The organism is Desulfonatronospira sp. MSAO_Bac3 (assembly GCF_003838035.1).
Classification (GTDB): domain Bacteria; phylum Desulfobacterota; class Desulfovibrionia; order Desulfovibrionales; family Desulfonatronovibrionaceae; genus Desulfonatronospira; species Desulfonatronospira thiodismutans.
Genome location: NZ_QYZY01000349.1, coordinates 1 through 15,294, shown reverse-complemented (window position 1 = coordinate 15,294; position 15,294 = coordinate 1). Strand labels below are relative to the sequence as shown.

Annotated in this window: 13 protein-coding genes; 7 read left to right on the top strand and 6 right to left on the bottom strand. The window is 52.3% G+C overall.

Going from position 1 to position 15,294, the window contains the following annotated elements; genetic code table 11:
* The first annotated feature begins 436 nt into the window (after positions 1-436).
* The 5 genes from D5S03_RS12350 to mltG all read left to right on the top strand — a co-directional run bounded on the left by D5S03_RS12350 (position 437) and on the right by mltG (position 7,775).
* Entirely contained in the window at positions 437-1,693 is a 1,257-nt protein-coding gene (locus tag D5S03_RS12350) for a sodium-dependent transporter (protein WP_287044244.1), read from the top strand.
* Between the two features lie 76 nt (positions 1,694-1,769).
* Complete coding sequence (locus tag D5S03_RS12345) at positions 1,770-2,174, top strand: hypothetical protein (protein WP_008870899.1); 405 nt, start codon at positions 1,770-1,772, stop codon at positions 2,172-2,174.
* Positions 2,175-2,785: 611 nt separating this feature from the next.
* A complete protein-coding gene (locus D5S03_RS12340; protein WP_008870898.1) occupies positions 2,786-6,331 on the top strand; it encodes an FAD-binding and (Fe-S)-binding domain-containing protein in 3,546 nt (1,181 codons plus the stop codon).
* 12 nt (positions 6,332-6,343) lie between these two features.
* Complete coding sequence (gene ruvX / locus D5S03_RS12335) at positions 6,344-6,766, top strand: Holliday junction resolvase RuvX (RefSeq protein WP_008870897.1); 423 nt, start codon at positions 6,344-6,346, stop codon at positions 6,764-6,766.
* A 1-nt stretch (position 6,767) separates the two neighbouring features.
* Positions 6,768-7,775, top strand: a complete 1,008-nt coding sequence (mltG, locus tag D5S03_RS12330) for an endolytic transglycosylase MltG (protein ID WP_008870896.1) — start codon at positions 6,768-6,770, stop codon at positions 7,773-7,775.
* Positions 7,776-8,094: 319 nt separating this feature from the next.
* Here the strand turns inward: mltG and D5S03_RS12325 are convergent, their stop codons facing one another.
* Positions 8,095-8,454: a response regulator gene (locus D5S03_RS12325; RefSeq protein ID WP_008870895.1), complete on the bottom strand. Its 360-nt coding sequence runs from the start codon at positions 8,452-8,454 to the stop codon at positions 8,095-8,097.
* A gap of 147 nt (positions 8,455-8,601) precedes the next feature.
* Between D5S03_RS12325 and D5S03_RS12320 the strand changes: the two genes are divergently transcribed.
* Positions 8,602-8,796 carry a ubiquitin family protein gene (locus D5S03_RS12320; protein ID WP_008870894.1) on the top strand — a complete coding sequence of 65 codons (195 nt, stop codon included), beginning with the start codon at positions 8,602-8,604 and terminating at the stop codon, positions 8,794-8,796.
* Between the two features lie 3 nt (positions 8,797-8,799).
* Positions 8,800-9,699: a PP-loop family protein gene (locus D5S03_RS12315; protein WP_287044237.1), complete on the top strand. Its 900-nt coding sequence runs from the start codon at positions 8,800-8,802 to the stop codon at positions 9,697-9,699.
* 60 nt (positions 9,700-9,759) lie between these two features.
* Here D5S03_RS12315 and D5S03_RS12310 read toward each other — a convergent pair whose 3' ends face one another.
* From D5S03_RS12310 to D5S03_RS12290, 5 genes are all read right to left on the bottom strand, one after another.
* Positions 9,760-10,251 (bottom strand): 3-isopropylmalate dehydratase small subunit, encoded by a 492-nt coding sequence (locus D5S03_RS12310; protein WP_287044236.1) that lies wholly within the window; start codon positions 10,249-10,251, stop codon positions 9,760-9,762.
* A gap of 21 nt (positions 10,252-10,272) precedes the next feature.
* Positions 10,273-11,532, bottom strand: coding sequence for a 3-isopropylmalate dehydratase large subunit (leuC, locus tag D5S03_RS12305; RefSeq protein WP_287044235.1), 1,260 nt, complete (start codon positions 11,530-11,532; stop codon positions 10,273-10,275).
* 113 nt (positions 11,533-11,645) lie between these two features.
* The gene (locus D5S03_RS12300; RefSeq protein ID WP_287044234.1) at positions 11,646-13,196 is read right to left on the bottom strand and encodes a 2-isopropylmalate synthase; all 1,551 of its coding nucleotides are present in this window, start codon (positions 13,194-13,196) and stop codon (positions 11,646-11,648) included.
* A gap of 476 nt (positions 13,197-13,672) precedes the next feature.
* On the bottom strand, positions 13,673-14,440 hold the full coding sequence (pssA, locus tag D5S03_RS12295; protein WP_287044233.1) for a CDP-diacylglycerol--serine O-phosphatidyltransferase: 768 nt from the start codon (positions 14,438-14,440) through the stop codon (positions 13,673-13,675).
* Complete coding sequence (locus D5S03_RS12290) at positions 14,437-15,099, bottom strand: phosphatidylserine decarboxylase family protein (RefSeq protein ID WP_287044231.1); 663 nt, start codon at positions 15,097-15,099, stop codon at positions 14,437-14,439. Before D5S03_RS12290 ends, pssA begins: the two co-directional genes overlap by 4 nt.
* Between the last annotated feature and the right edge of the window lie 195 nt (positions 15,100-15,294).

The following is a 15,294-nucleotide window of genomic DNA, read 5'->3' as shown; positions in this document are numbered from 1 at the left end:
GACGGCAGCTCAACTGGCCGTCCGGTGTATGATTTGCAGATATATGTCAGACACTATTAATTCAAGATGAGAGGTTTTGGCAATATGTTCAGTTCAGTGATTTAATGTACAAAATTGTTAAAAAAAATTTGATGCAAAAAATCTCCAAAATGTGTAAGCACGGTTTTAGCTTGCAGCCTCAAAAGGCTTCCAGGCTTCATTACACCGGATTATTTCCGGGATGAAGGGGTTTTGAGGCATTTCTACCCAGAGGCATGGTCTGAATAGTAATTGCTTGCAGTCAGGGGAGTTAAAATCTGTTAATTCAAAAAATGCAAAGGGGCGAGATCAGATGCAGGATTTAAACTTTCGGGAAAGCTGGGCCACCAGGATTGGCTTTATCCTGGCGGCCTCGGGTTCGGCAGTGGGACTGGGCAACATCTAGCGTTTTCCCTACATGACCGGGGAACATGGCGGAGCCGCCTTTCTGGTTATCTATCTGGTGGCCATTATTCTAATCGGTTATCCGGTCATGATCAACGAGGTCATCCTGGGCCGTAAGACCAACAAAAATCCCGTGGGAGCATTCAAGGCCCTGGCCCCGAATACCCCGTGGTGGCTTGTGGGTGCTCTTGGGGTGTTTACTGGGTTCGTTATCCTTTCGTATTATTCAGTTGTGGCCGGTTGGTCCCTGGCCTACATCTACAAAGTAGTTCTGTCCGCCACAGCAGCGGAAATAGACCATGCAGAAGTATTTGTCGGCCACATCACCAGTGTCTGGGAACCCATCATATGGCAGGCCATTTTCATGATCCTGACCGTAAGCATCATTGCCGCAGGAGTAGTCAAAGGTATTCAGAAATGGGTGACCATCCTCATGCCGGCCATCCTGGTGCTTCTGGTGATCCTGATTATCCGGGCCGTTACCCTGCCTGGAGCCGGAGAGGGGCTGGCCTATTACCTGCAACCCAATTTCGGGGACGTGGGTCCCAGGACATTTCTGGGGGCTATATCTCAGGCCTTTTTTACCCTGAGCCTGGGTATGGGGGCTATAATTACCTATGGCAGTTACCTGCGGGAAAAAGACGAGATTCCGGGCAATTCAGCCTCGGTTGTGGGTCTGGATACCGGCATCGCCATTATGGCTGGCCTGGCCATATTCCCGGCGGTTTTCGCCCTGGGATTCTCCCCGGACGGTGGTCCCGGCCTGGTGTTTATCACCCTGCCTGCGGTTTTTGCCGAAATGCCTCTGGGAGTGCTTTTCGGACTGCTTTTTTTCATATTGCTGAGCATTGCCGCTTTGACCTCGGCCATATCCCTGCTGGAGGTGGTCACGGCCTGGCTTATAGATGAAAAGGGGTGGACCCGCGGCAGTGCCGCCGTTACCATGGGGATCATAATCTTTGTGGTCGGCCTGCCTACCACCCTGGGCTACAGTGTGCTGAGCGATGTGACTTTTCCCGGTCTGGGTATGGACATGCTCGATACCTATGACTGGTTTGCCAACAGCATTTTTCTGCCCCTGGGAGGTCTTTTGACCGCCATATTCGTAGGCTACATATGGGGAGCCAGAAATGCCGTTCAGGAAGGCAACAAGAACGCCGGGCTTATCTCTCTGGGCAACTGGTGGGTGCTGCTTATCCGCTACGTGGTGCCGGCACTTATCCTGGTTATAATGATTATGGGTATATACGACACCTTTTTCGGAGGTTAAGCTTATCCATAACCGGTTTCCGGGTTCCTGAACAGGAGCCCGGAAACCGTCAATCCTGAAAAGGAGCTGCTTGGAAATGTCGGAGATAGAGGCTTTTTTAGAAGACTGGCAGGAGGATCCCCGCGGGATCAAACCTGTTTTTAAATGGCTTGCCCTGGAACTGGAGGATAAAGGTGCTGAGCTTGAACTGGTGATAAGAACCGGGGTAACAGCCAGCCTGCGGGCCAAACTGCCTGAACAGTCCAATAGACCGCTTTTCTGCCTTGTGGACGTGGTGGAAGACGCAGATGGCAGGTGGCTTTCGGTGTGTTTTTATGCAGACTCAGTTAGCGATCCCGAGGAACTGGGCAATCCCGTGCCCCAGGGACTGCTGGGAGAGGACGGTTACTGCTTTGACCTGGAAGAACCTGACGCAGAATTTGAAAACTATCTGTACCCACGAATGGATGAGGCCATAGCTTTTGCCCGCATCCATGGATAATGACTTTACAACCGATAACTATTAAGTTAGACATGATAGTATACTTTTGGATTAATAGCCATTAAGCTCGGCCAAAACAGATAAACCGGAACTGATTAACATTTCAGCAACTTTACAATGCGGATACCTTTTCTTGTTCTTAAAACAGTACAGATGATTGTGAAATTATGCTCAAAAGTCCCTCGCAGTCAATCCTTTAAGCAACCCTCCAGATTGTGCTGCGATTTTACCAGACATGAAAACGCAGTCGATTTCGGGGTTGCCCGCCCAGACTTTTTTATAAATCGTACTATAATCGGCCGTATCTGCCGGTGATCCGGCACGAGCCTGGGTGCTTTTTTAAGCGTAAAAAAGTTTGACTGTTCTCTTGCCGAGCTTATTGCTGTAAAGACAATACTCCGCGCGAGACACTTTTTATATGCACTTTCAAAAAGTAGGGAAATAAAAAATTCAGAAATCAACCACGCGTCCTGCCACGCGCTTCGCGTGGTTCGCGTGGTTCGCGTGGTTCGCGAGACAAAAATGATTTTTTGCAGTCACATCTTTTCAGGGGAGGACTTAAAAAAATCAACCGGGAAAGACCCGGAAAACATGTAACAAGGTTATAGTCAATGCCCAATAAACAGCCACACTCTTCCATTGAACCGGAAATAATTATTGATCAGGTTTTAAGTATCAGCTCCAGCCAGTTTGAGGGCTGGCCTGAATCGGTGAAAAAGCTGGCCCTTGAACTGGCATATGAGCTTTTTATCATCAGGTACAATCCCTTTATCAACCCGCAGTCGGTACAAAAAAGCGTTTTTTCCAGGCTTGAAAATGAGCGCGGCGGACTTGCCCCCAAGTTTTACCGGATTATATCCCAGGGCCTGGAAAATTACTGGCATGAGTACCTTGAAGACCAGAGATTCAAGGAAAAGGTCCGTAAAAAAATCAGCAGGCATCTCTCATCAGAAAATATAGCCACCAACCCTTCAACTTTGCTTGAATGTTCCACTGATGCCACTGATCTTCGCCTGGACATGCCCATGATGGTCCTTTTCCCTGAAAATACGGCCCAGGTCCAGGCAGTGGTGCGCCTGGCCAACGAGATGGAGTTTGGCCTGGTACCCAGGGGCGGGGCAACAGGTCTCACCGGGGGAGCCATACCCTGTTCCAGGAGAACGGTGGTTCTTAACACCGGCAGGCTGAAAGCCATCATGGACATAGATCCGGAAACCATGGTGCTGACCGCCCAGTCAGGGGTGGTCACCCTGGACGCCATCAAGGCTGCCGACCGCAAAGGACTTTTGTTTACAGTGGATCCGGCTTCCAAGGCGGCCTCCTCCTTAGGGGGCAATATTTCCGAAAACGCAGGCGGTCCCTTTGCCTTTGAATACGGAACCACCCTGGACAATATTTTAAGCTACAAGATGGTCACTCCCACCGGGGATATTATCCAGGTCCGGCGCGTGAACCATCCCCGGCACAAGATTCTGTCCCATGAAACAGTGACTTTTGAAGTATTGGATGAACAGGGCGAGTTGATCAAGACCATCAATCTTACCGGAGATGATATCCGCACGCCGGGACTGGGCAAGGACGTTACCAACAAATTCCTGGGGGGACTTCCTGGAATTCAGAAGGAAGGCGTGGACGGTCTGATTACCGAGGCCAGTTTTACCCTGTACCCCCAGCTTGCTCATTACCGGGTGCTGTGCCTGGAATTTTACGGGCACAGCATGCACAACGCCATGCAGGTGATAAAAGAGATCGTGGCCCTGCGCGACGAGATCAGGAAAAGCGGGGACAAGGTCAAAATCTCTGCCCTGGAAGAATTCGGGACCAAGTATGTCCAGGCCATTGAATACCAAAAAAAATCGTCCACTTACGAGGGGGAGCCCATATCCGTACTCATACTGCAGCTGGATTCGGATGACGCCGGTGCCCTGGAAGATGCCGTGCAGAAGGTGGTTGATCTTGTCTCCCCGTACGACCAGGTGGATGTATTCGTGGCCAGTGATGACAAAGAGGCCGAGGAGTTCTGGGAGGACCGCCACCGCCTTTCGGCCATAACCAAGCATACCAGCGGGTTTAAAATAAACGAGGACGTGGTCATTCCTCTGGATGTGATTCCGGAGTTTGCGGATTTTCTCGAAAATCTGAACCTGTACTACCTGGCCCTGGCCTACCGCAAGGCCCTGAACAGGGTCCTGGATTTGCCCGGGGTGAGTATTGATGATGAATATATCCTCATGGAACTGCAGGTGGCCTCGAATATCCTGAAGCAGCAAATGACCAAGGAGGCACTGCCGGAACAGATTTTCGAGCTGCAGATTGTGTTTTTCTTTCAGGACCTTAAAAGCCGGTATCCCGAACACAGGGACATGCTTGAGGATATTCTTCAGGATCTTTTACGCAGCAGGGTGATAATAGCCAACCATATGCACGCCGGGGACGGCAATTGCCATGTAAACCTCCCGGTTAATTCCAATGACCCGGAAATGATGCGTCTGGCCGAGGCTGCTGCAGGTAAAGTTTTTGACGAGGTGCTCCGGCTCAACGGACAGGTCTCTGGAGAGCACGGCATCGGTTTGACCAAAATCAAATACCTTTCCCGGGACAAAATCGAAGCCCTGAAAGTTTACAAGGAAGAGGTGGATCCAAGAAACATCTTCAACCCCCAGAAGCTGGTACAGAGAAAACTCATTTCAGTTCCGTACACCTTTTCTTTCAATCAGCTTATAGAGGACCTGCGCAGGGCGGGGCTTGACGAGAGCGATCTACTCATAAACCTTTTGAAAAGCATTCAGAACTGTTCGCACTGCGGCAAATGCAAACAGGCCTGCCCCATGTTCATTCCCCAGAAAGGCAAACTGTACCACCCCAGAAACAAGAATATCTCACTGGCCGGTCTTATCGAAGCCCTGTATTATTCCATGCTGGTACATGGTGATCCGGACCCGGATGTTTTAAGGGAGCTTAGAACCATTGTGGAGCATTGCACCGCCTGCGGACGCTGTACAAAAATCTGTCCGGTAAAAATCAAGGGAGGTAAAGTATCCCTGGAAGCAAGAAATTATCTCAAGGACAGAAAAGTTTCCGGACACGCCATAAAGGACAGGCTTCTTGATTACGCTTCCAGCGATCCTTCCAGGCAGATTCCCAGGATGGCCAAGGCGGCGGCTGTGGGACAGAGATTTCAAAACGCCCTGGTGGGCATGATGCCGGCTTTCTGGCGAAAAAGAGCTAAAAGCCCGGTTTTTCAATCCAGGGCTCCGGCCATGGAGTACCGTAATCTTTCGGAAATTCTGGATCTTTCCAGGCAAAATCTTTTTGTTTCCGAAAAGAGCGACAGTTCCAGGGCACTGCTGTATTTCCCTGGTTGCGGGGCAGGGATTTTCTATCCTTCCATCGGGCTTGCCGGAATGGCTTTGCTCCTTGAAACCGGTGTAAACATTGTTCTGCCCAGGACCCATTTGTGCTGCGGCTATCCTCTTCTGGCATCGGGCGACGAGGAGGGCATGCGCAAGATGGAGAGGCAGAATGTTCAGCTTTTAAACCGCCTCATATCCGATTTTCAGTGGCAGGGCCTGGAATTCACTCATATACTTACCTCTTGCGGCACGTGCCGGGAAGGCATTGAGGGGTATCGGATGCGGGGCAATGGATCACATCTGAAGCATCAGGATGTTATGCAGTACCTGCTGGAGAACCTGGAGATGTCTTCCGCCACGGAACCGGCACAGGTTTTGTACCATCATTCCTGTCACGTGGAATGGGAGGACATCAATCCTTTGAAAGCCGGGGAGATTTACGCCCAGAAGTTCAGGGAAGGCTTGAACCTCGATGTGCAGATGAGCCCTGGATGCTGCGGTGAAAGCGGGCTCGGGGCCATGAGTTCTCCCAGGGTGTTCAACCCTGTACGGCAGCAGAAAGTTCAGAACCTCGGGGAGCAGTTGTCCGGAGTAGACTCAAGAGTACCCTTGCTGGTAGGCTGCCCCTCGTGTAAGATAGGCATTGGAAGGTGCATGGAGATGCTGGGTGAAAAGCGCAGGGTTCTGCATACGGCTGAGTATGCTGCAGAAAGGCTTCTGGGAAACACCTGGAGAAAGGACTTTTTGCAGAGGATGAAAAAAGCCGAAAGGGATGACAACATGCTCCTGGTAAAGGCGGGATAGCATGAACCACTTATGAAGTATCTGGGAATAGATTTCGGCATAAAAAGAGTCGGCCTGGCTGTAAGCGATGAAAAGGGAAAAATGGTCTTTCCCCTGAAAACCATCCATCGCAGCACCCGGGAGAATCTTTTTCTTGAACTTCTGAATATAATCCAGGAAAGGGGGATAGAGGCCATAGTGCTGGGCCTGCCCCTGGGGCCTGACGGAGAAAAAAGCCTTACCTGCAGGCAGGCCGAAAATTTCATGCAGAGCCTGGACAGGCGTACCGATCTGCCGATATATACCGTTAACGAAGCCTATACTTCCATGGAGGCGGAAGACATTCTGAACAGATGCGGCATCAGGGTTGAAAAACAAAAAGAAAGCCTGGACCAGGCAGCAGCCGTTATTATCCTGGAGTCTTTCCTGGCAGGTATTCCCTTGAGGGAGGGTTGAAATGAACGCCAAAAGAGTACTGCTGTATCTTTTTTTGCTCCTTGTGCTGGGTACTGGACTCAGCGCATGGTACTTTCATCACCTGGTGCACTCCCCCCAGAGCCCGGAGAGCAGCAAGGAAATTGTGCGCATAAGTCCCGGGCAGAGCTTTAAGAGCATTGCTTATCATCTTGAGTCCATGGGGCTCATCGATAATGCCACAGTAATGTACTACTGGGGATGGCTGCAGGGCAAGGCTACAAAAGTCCAGGCAGGACATTTCCAGGTGGATGCTCAGTGGTCCATGCAGGAAATGCTGGAGCACCTGAGTACCGGTAGGGAACAACTGCTCCGCCTGCAGATACCCGAGGGAGCCGCCTGGTGGGATGTGGCCCGGATACTGGAAAAAAGAGAGCTTGCATCCTTTGAGGAGTTTCAAGGGGTGGTCAAGGATAAGGATTTTCTGGAGGAGATGGGCATCCATGCTTCCAGCGCCGAAGGCTTTTTGTATCCAGAAACCTACTATATCTCTCCCAGCAGGGATGTGGGTGCTGAAAAGCTGGCCCGCATAATGATCAATCAGTTCTGGAAGTCCACCAGTGATCTATGGGGGGAAATGTCTTTTGACGAGATCTACGACATGGTGAATAAGGCTTCCCTCATTGAAAAGGAAACCGGGATCGCCCCGGAGCGCCGTAAAATTTCAGGCGTTTTTCACAACCGCCTCGAGAGCAACATGCTTCTGCAATGCGACCCCACCATAATCTACGGCCTGGGGGAAGATTTTGAAGGCAGGCTCAGGCGCAGGCATCTGGATGACAGGGACAATCCTTACAATACTTATCATCACCGGGGTTTTCCCCCGACCCCCATCTGTTCACCCGGCAGAGCATCCATTGAGGCTGCCCTGGATCCACAGGAACATGGGTATTACTATTTTGTTTCCAGAAACGACGGAACCCACCACTTCAGCAAAACCCTGCAGGAACATAACCGGGCTGTCTACCGCTATCAGATCATGGTCCGGTGACCTGGTCCGGTAAATGTAACCATTCAGGGGAACCTCGGTGGTGACTGATGGCACAAGGCCAGGGGACTGTCCCGCACTTATTTTTCCAATGCCAACAGCTGAAAATGGTTCTTCAAAAAATAAGTGCGGGACTGTCCCACTGGCCGTTATCTGCCCCCTGAATGGTTACTGTAAAAGGGCTTCGCCCGCAACCAGGTTGATTGTTAAGTGGGGCAGGGCAGTTAATTCAGGCTTTTTTCTTTAACCATTAACTGACAACAATTGTTCAATTCCCGGGAGCACAGGAAGCTCCCGGGAAAACACCGGCATTTTTTCAGAACTATTTTTTAAGAATCTGTTTAACTTTTTCCATCAGTTCAGTGAGGTCAACGGATTTGACCACATAGTGGTCCGCAGCGATGGATTTGAGGTCGTGCTGGAAACTGTCATAAGCCGTGCAGAGGATAACCGGCAGGCTCTGATCTCTGGATCTTATTTCCTGCAGAAGGTCAAGACCTGATTTGTCCTGGCCCAGCTTGATGTCCAGGACCACCAGGTCCGGGTTTTCCTGGTCCAGAAGAGAAAGTATGGGCTCGCTGCCATCCGAGGTGACCACATTGTACCCGCTGTTCTCGAATTCTTCCTGGTAAAGCATGCGGATGTGCAGTTCATCATCCACCACCAAAATCTTCTTGCTCATATGAAACTCCTTTAACAAAAAACTGATCTTGTTTTTTCCGGGGTATTTGCCCCAGGCTTCTTCGCTGTAAAACAACCACCACTGGATTCGGTGGGTGTGAATGGACTGACTGTATTAGATTTTTTAAAAAAATAAAAGGGTATTAACATGCAAATCCTTATCGAGCCCGAAAACCAATGGGCGGATATTGACAGGGCAACCACTGTATTAAACCTGTTAAAAAAACTCGAGCTAAGGCCCAACCAGGCCATTGTCATCCGTAATGGCGAGCTTCTGACTCCGGACAGACAGATAGACCCGGAAGACAGTATTACAGTCAGAAAAACAGCTTCCAGAGGTTGATCCATGAAATGCACAAGATGCAAAAAAATTGCTGCAGTAGCTCTGCCCAGCCACAACGCCGGATTCTGCCCGGAGTGTTTCAAGGTGTTTTTTTCCAGGCAGGTGGAAAAGGCCATCAAAGAAAGAACGCTTTTCAGCAAAGAAGACAGGATACTCATCGCACTGAGCGGAGGCAAGGATTCTCTGGCCCTGGCCAGGGAGCTGCATCTTCTGGGCTACAACACGGCCGGACTGTATATAGATCTGGCTATTCCCGGATCTTCGGAAACAGCCAGGGATCACGTGGAAAGATTCTGCCGTGATCTTGGGATCTCACTGCACGTGCTGGAAATGGAAAAGGAGGGGATGCCCATCCCTGAGGTACGCAAAAAGTTCAACAGGCCTGTATGTTCCGTATGCGGGCGTATTAAAAGATACTATTTCAACAGGTTCGCCCTGGACAACGGCTTCAGTGTCCTGGCAACAGGGCATAACCTCGATGATGAGGCGGCCAGGCTTTTTTCCAATGTCATGCGCTGGGACGTTTCCTACCTGGGCTCCCAGGGACCGGATCTGCCTGCGGAGCAGGGCTTTGTGCGCAAGGTCAAACCCCTTTACCGGCTCAGTGAATTCGAAACCGTCAACTACAGTTTCCTGGCAGGAATAGATTATTGTTATGCCCCATGTCCTTACAGCAAGGGGGCCAGTTTTACCTATTACAAGTACTTGCTGGACGAACTGGAACATGAGCAGCCCGGGCGCAAGATCAGCTTTTACGAGGGTTTTTTGAACCGGGGCAGGCAGGCATTTGACCATATCGACCAGGAGGGGGGAGAAAAGCCCGGACCGTGTCCCAGGTGCGGCTACCCCACCACCGGGGATATCTGCGGGGTATGCCGCATCAGGGAGGTTATGCACCGGTAAACAGCCGCTGAAGCACATACCGGTCCTGCAGACAGTTAATATTTGCGGAGCAGTGCGCCTTCAGGCCACTTTTTCCCGGACATAATTGATGAGTCCGCCTTTGGCCAGGATATCGGCCATGAATTCAGGAACTGGAAGACTGTTTACAGTGTCCCCTGTAGTATGGTTGATAATCTTGCCTTCCAGGGCCTTTATTTCCAGTTCATCACCATCCCTTAGCCTGCTTATTTCATTGCCCACCTCCAGCAGGACCAGGCCCATGTTGAAGCCGTTGCGGTAAAATATGCGGGCGAAACTGTGGGCTACGACCACGGGAATCCCTGCGCCGAGTATGGCTATGGGGGCGTGCTCCCGCGAAGAGCCGCAGCCGAAATTCTTGCCTCCTACCAGGATATCCCCCTTGTTTACCCGGCTGACCCAGTTTTCTTCCAGACCGGCCATGCAGTTGCGGCCCAGTTCTTCCGGATCAGTGGTCACCAGGCACCTGGCCGGGATGATGGCGTCTGTATCTATATGGTCTCCTACCTTGTGCGCTTTGCCTTTGAAATGCATATCTTTTCTCCTGCAGAATGATTAAACCCGCGCGGGGTGAATGATGCGCCCGGCTACAGCTGTAGACGCGGCCACGTAGGGCGAGCCCAGGTAGACTTTGCTTTCCAGGCTGCCCATGCGACCCTTGAAGTTGCGGTTGGTGGTGGCCAGGCAGGTTTCTCCCGAGGCCAGAATACCCATGTGCCCGCCCAGGCAGGGACCACAGGTGGGAGGGCCTATTATGCCCCCGGCTTTTAAAAATATTTCCAGCAGGCCCTCTTCCAGGGCCTGGGCATATATTTTAGGAGTAGCCGGAAGGACTATAAAGCGAACGTTTTTGTCCACTTTACGATCCTTTAATATGTGCGCGGCCTGCCTTAGATCCGAGATGCGGCCGTTGGTGCATGATCCCAGAACCACCTGGTCCACTTTTATCTCTTCCAGGTCGTCCACACCGGCTACATTGTCCGGCAGGTGCGGACAGGCGATCTGTGGGGGCATGCCGCTGACCTGCATATCCACCTGCATGCAGTATCCGGCCTGCCCGTCAGGCTCAAGCAGATCGTCGCCCAGGCGGCCATGCTCCCGGCAGTAGTCCAGGGTGACCTGGTCCACGGGAAAGAGCCCGGCCTTGCCCCCGGCTTCAATGGCCATGTTGGCCATGGTCATTCTGGCTTCGGCATCCAGATCCGGCAGGGTATCACCGGCGAATTCCAGGGCCCGGTACAGGGCTCCATCCACCTTGATGCGTCCTATGAGATTCAGAATGAGGTCCTTGGATGTGGTAAATTCATCCAGGCTTCCGTTCATGTTCACCCTGATGGTTTCCGGGACCTTGAACCATGTCTCCCCCAGAGCCATGGCTGCAGCTATATCGGTGCTGCCCATGCCCGTGGCGAAGGCCCCCAGGCCGCCATAGGTGCAGGTGTGACTGTCAGCCCCCACCACCACATCTCCCGGTCCCACCAGTCCCAGTTCAGGCAGCAGGGCGTGCTCCACCCCGACGTCGCCGCCTTCGTAGTAGTGAGTGATGTTCATTTCCCGGGCGAAACGGCGTACTTTCTGCACCTGCTCTGCCGAGGCGATGTCCTTGTTGGGGGTGAAATGATCGCAGACCAGGGCTATTTTGTCTGCATCAAACACTCTGGGCGCCTGCATCTTGCGGAAAGAATCCACCGCCAGGGGAGCGGTTATGTCGTTGGCCAGGACCAGGCTTACCCGGCAGGGTATTATCTGCCCGGGCTTTTTTATCTCTTCTGGACTATGCTTCTGCAGTATCTTTTCAGCCAGGTTTTTTCCCACGTCGCCTCTCCTTGTATATCTCTGTTGTGTTGTCACTATTCACCAACTGCTTCAGCTGAACAATCTAAACGTCGAGCTGCGGATTCATGGTGAACAGTTGCGTTGTGTTTTGTTTATGGAATGTTGCGGCTCTGTTCCGCCTTGGGATCGGTTTCCTTTTTGGCCAGCCGGTTCAGGGCGTTTATATAGGCCTTGGCGCTGGCGACAATAACATCAGGGTCGGCCGCTCTGCCCACCGAGGTGACACTGTTTTCTTCCAGCTTCACCGTGACTTCGCCCTGGGCATCAGCACCTCCGGTAATGGCGCTTACTGAATAGCGAAGCAGAGTGGGGTTGCGCTGCACCAGGCGGTCGATGGTGTTGAAGACCGCGTCAATGGCTCCCACACCGAAGTCGGAAAGCTGTTTTTCCTCGCCCAGCACTTCCATTTTCATGGCTGCAGTGGGGATGGCCATATTGCCGGAAATGGAGCTCAGGTAGATGAGCTTGAACTTGTCCGGAATGCGGTAAACTTCTTCCAGGACAATGGCCTCCACGTCCTCCATGTACAGCTTTTTCTTCTTGTCCGCCAGGGATTTGACCACTTCCGACACCTGGGTCAACTGATCCCTGGTCAGGCGGTATCCCAGTTCTTCCAGCTTCTGGTTCAGAGCGTGCCTGCCGGAATGTTTGCCTATGACTATATCACTGCCGGCCTTGCCTATGCTGGCCGGGGTCATGATTTCGTAGGTCTCACGGTTCTTGAGCATCCCGGCCTGATGGATGCCGGATTCGTGGGCGAAGGCATTGCCGCCGATAATGGGTTTGTAGGGCGGTATGGGCTGGCCTATGATCATGGACAGCAGTCGGCAGGAGGGATAGATCTGCTCGGTGTTTATGCCTGTTTCCAGGTTGTAGAAACCTTTGCGTACGTTAAGGGCCATGACCAGTTCTTCCAGGGCCGCATTGCCGGCGCGTTCCCCGATGCCGCTCAGGGTTACTTCCGCCTGCCTGGCCCCGGCCTTGCATGCGGCCAGGGTATTGGCCACTCCCAGGCCCAGGTCGTTGTGGCAGTGCACACTGAATATGGCCCGTTCACTTTCTTTTACGTTGGTCAGAAGATAGTCGATAAGTTCGGCGTATTCCTGGGGCTGGGCATAACCTACGGTGTCCGGAATATTTATAACTTTGGCCCCGGCGTCTATGGCGGTTTGCACCACCTGCACAAGAAACGCGGGATCGGAGCGGGAGGCATCCTCGGCCGAAAATTCCACGCTTGGACAGAGGCTTCCGGCATAGGTCACCGCTTCGTGGGCGATCTCCAGGACCTGTTCCCTGGTTTTGTCCAATTTGTATTTCATGTGAATATCCGATGTGGCCAGAAAGGTATGCAGCCTTGGCTGGGCAGCGTGTTTTACCGCTTCCCAGGCCTTGTCCATGTCCTCTTTGACCGCACGGCAAAGACCGGCCACCTGGCAGTCCTTCACCGCGGCTGCAATTTCGGCCACAGCCTCCTGGTCCCCGGTGCTGGCAGCGGGGAACCCGGCCTCTATGACATCCACTCCGAGGCGTTCCAGCTGTCTGGCCAGGCGTATCTTTTCCCCGGCGTTCATGGTGGCCCCGGGTGATTGTTCTCCGTCGCGCAAAGTGGTATCGAAAATATAGATTCTATCAGACATATCCATCTCCTGGCTTATTTTTTGGTAATCACAGTAAAAGCAGATACAGGGTGTACTGAACAGGTTTCTGCTTAGCTTTTCAGGAAAGCAGGGGACAGTCCCCGTGCCGCCATGCAAAGCGCTGAACAGATGCCTGATCCGGTTACAAAACCTGACACTTTTATATTAATCCGGCGCAAAAGTCCATGAGCAAGAAGGCAGATGAGCTATTCCAGACGTACGTATTGCTCTGCAGGTTTATCCTGTCCGGATGCGGGTAACCATTCAGGGGGTCCTCGGTGATGATTGCTGGCACCAGGCCTGGGGACTGTCCCCCGCTAAGTACTAAATGTGCAGGTCCACAAAACTTTGCGTCTACAATTTTTGCATTTGGTGCAGAAAAGGTGTCGCGGGGACTGTCCCCAGGCCGATTGAGGCATCCCCTGAATGGTTAGGGATGCGGAAAGTATCCCTCAAGGATTGATTATGAGAAAAAATGGTTTTTACGGGAACTCCTTGCGGGGCTCCCGTAGGTGAGCGGGCTTGCGCAGGGGCAGGTAGAGATAGGTGTACAGTATACCTGAAATTATATAGGTCATAAAGACTATGAAAATAATCAGTTTGGGTTCCGAGGCCACCAGTACGAAAAGCATGATGGCGGTTACAGTGGAGGAAAACGGGTGCAGGCGGACCATTTCCAGCTCCTTGAAGGAAGCGTACTTGACCTTGCTGATCATGAGCAGGCTGAGGACAAAGGCCAGGGCCAGGGTAAAGGTCGGCAGTACGTGGGTCAGGATTGCCTCCGGAAGATAGGTGCTGAAAAGGATGAGCGCAGCCAGAGTGCAGGCGGCGGCCGGGATGGGCAGGCCCACGAAGAATTTCTTGGGCAGATTTTTGGTCTGCAGGTTGAACCGGGCCAGGCGCAGGGCTCCGCAGGCCATGAACAGAAAAGGCACTACAAGTCCCACCTGGCCGAAGTTGTGCGTCTGCCACAAGTAGATGGTTACAGCCGGACATACTCCGAAGGAAACCAGGTCCGACAGGGAATCGAACTGGATGCCGAAGTCCGAGGCTGATTTGGTGAGCCTGGCGATCTTCCCGTCCAGCCCGTCAAATATGCAGGCAGCCAGAATGGCCAGGGCACTCAGCTCAAACCGGCCTTCAATGGCCCAGAGTATCCCCAGAAACCCTGCGAAAAGGGCCGCTGTGGTCAAAAGGTTGGGCAGGATGTAAAATCCTTTATGTTTGGGTCCGGATGTATTCTGAGTCATGTGCTTCCAGGCGCTGAATCGTTTTTGCGGGCGATTATGCTTTGTCCGGCAATGGTTTTGTCGCCCACGATTACTGTACTTTCATACCCCTGCGGCAGATAAAGGTCAACCCTGGATCCCAGTTTTATCAGGCCGAATCTCTGTCCCCTGGACAATTTGTCTCCTGTTTCAGCATAACACACGATCCTTCTGGCCAGAAGTCCGGCTATCTGAACCATGGTCCAGGTCCGGCTGTCTTCATCCTCAAAGTGCAGGGCGCATCTTTCATTGTCCAGCGAGGCCTTGTCCAGGGAGGCGTTGACAAATTTTCCGGGGTGGTAGCTGATGTCCCGGACTGTTCCTGTCAGGGGAAACCTGTTTACATGGACGTTGAAGACGTTCATGAAGATGCATATGGTTGTTCTTTGTTCTCCTGTAAAAGGATCCTGCATGGTCTCAACCTTGACCACCCTGCCGTCTGCAGGGGCCACTGCAACACCTGGTGCATCCGGAGTCACCCTTTCCGGGTCCCGGAAGAAATTCAGGGCGAAAAAAAAGGCCACCAGGCCGATGATGGAAAAAATGGCCCAGCCAAGCAGGGAGAAGACCAGGGTGGCCAGCACAGTCAGGGAGATGATGTTCAGCCCTTCGGGGCGGATGTGAAAGTGTGGTTTTTGCATATATTAGGCTTACTCCTGAAACCTTGCCTGCCCCGTGAAATTTCCTTCATTTCACTGGGGTCATAAAAAACAAGAAAATTCTCACGCAAAGACGCAAAGACGCTAGGCTTTTTCCGCGGCCCTGCGCGGAAAAAGAGGCCCCTTCGGGGCAAAAGAGACTGCCCACGGAATACACGGAATTTCACGGAATATGCG

Bases quoted from the DNA above. Each gene is read 5' to 3' on its own strand.
- D5S03_RS12315 (WP_287044237.1), top strand. From the start codon at position 8,800: ATGAAATGCACAAGATGCAAAAAAATTGCTGCAGTAGCTCTGCCCAGC.
- D5S03_RS12300 (WP_287044234.1), bottom strand. From the start codon at position 13,196: ATGGATATGTCTGATAGAATCTATATTTTCGATACCACTTTGCGCGAC.
- D5S03_RS12310 (WP_287044236.1), bottom strand. From the start codon at position 10,251: ATGCATTTCAAAGGCAAAGCGCACAAGGTAGGAGACCATATAGATACA.
- D5S03_RS12325 (WP_008870895.1), bottom strand. From the start codon at position 8,454: ATGAGCAAGAAGATTTTGGTGGTGGATGATGAACTGCACATCCGCATG.
- D5S03_RS12345 (WP_008870899.1), top strand. From the start codon at position 1,770: ATGTCGGAGATAGAGGCTTTTTTAGAAGACTGGCAGGAGGATCCCCGC.
- D5S03_RS12290 (WP_287044231.1), bottom strand. From the start codon at position 15,099: ATGCAAAAACCACACTTTCACATCCGCCCCGAAGGGCTGAACATCATC.
- D5S03_RS12350 (WP_287044244.1), top strand. From the start codon at position 437: ATGACCGGGGAACATGGCGGAGCCGCCTTTCTGGTTATCTATCTGGTG.
- mltG (WP_008870896.1), top strand. From the start codon at position 6,768: ATGAACGCCAAAAGAGTACTGCTGTATCTTTTTTTGCTCCTTGTGCTG.
- pssA (WP_287044233.1), bottom strand. From the start codon at position 14,440: ATGACTCAGAATACATCCGGACCCAAACATAAAGGATTTTACATCCTG.
- ruvX (WP_008870897.1), top strand. From the start codon at position 6,344: ATGAAGTATCTGGGAATAGATTTCGGCATAAAAAGAGTCGGCCTGGCT.
- D5S03_RS12320 (WP_008870894.1), top strand. From the start codon at position 8,602: ATGCAAATCCTTATCGAGCCCGAAAACCAATGGGCGGATATTGACAGG.
- D5S03_RS12340 (WP_008870898.1), top strand. From the start codon at position 2,786: ATGCCCAATAAACAGCCACACTCTTCCATTGAACCGGAAATAATTATT.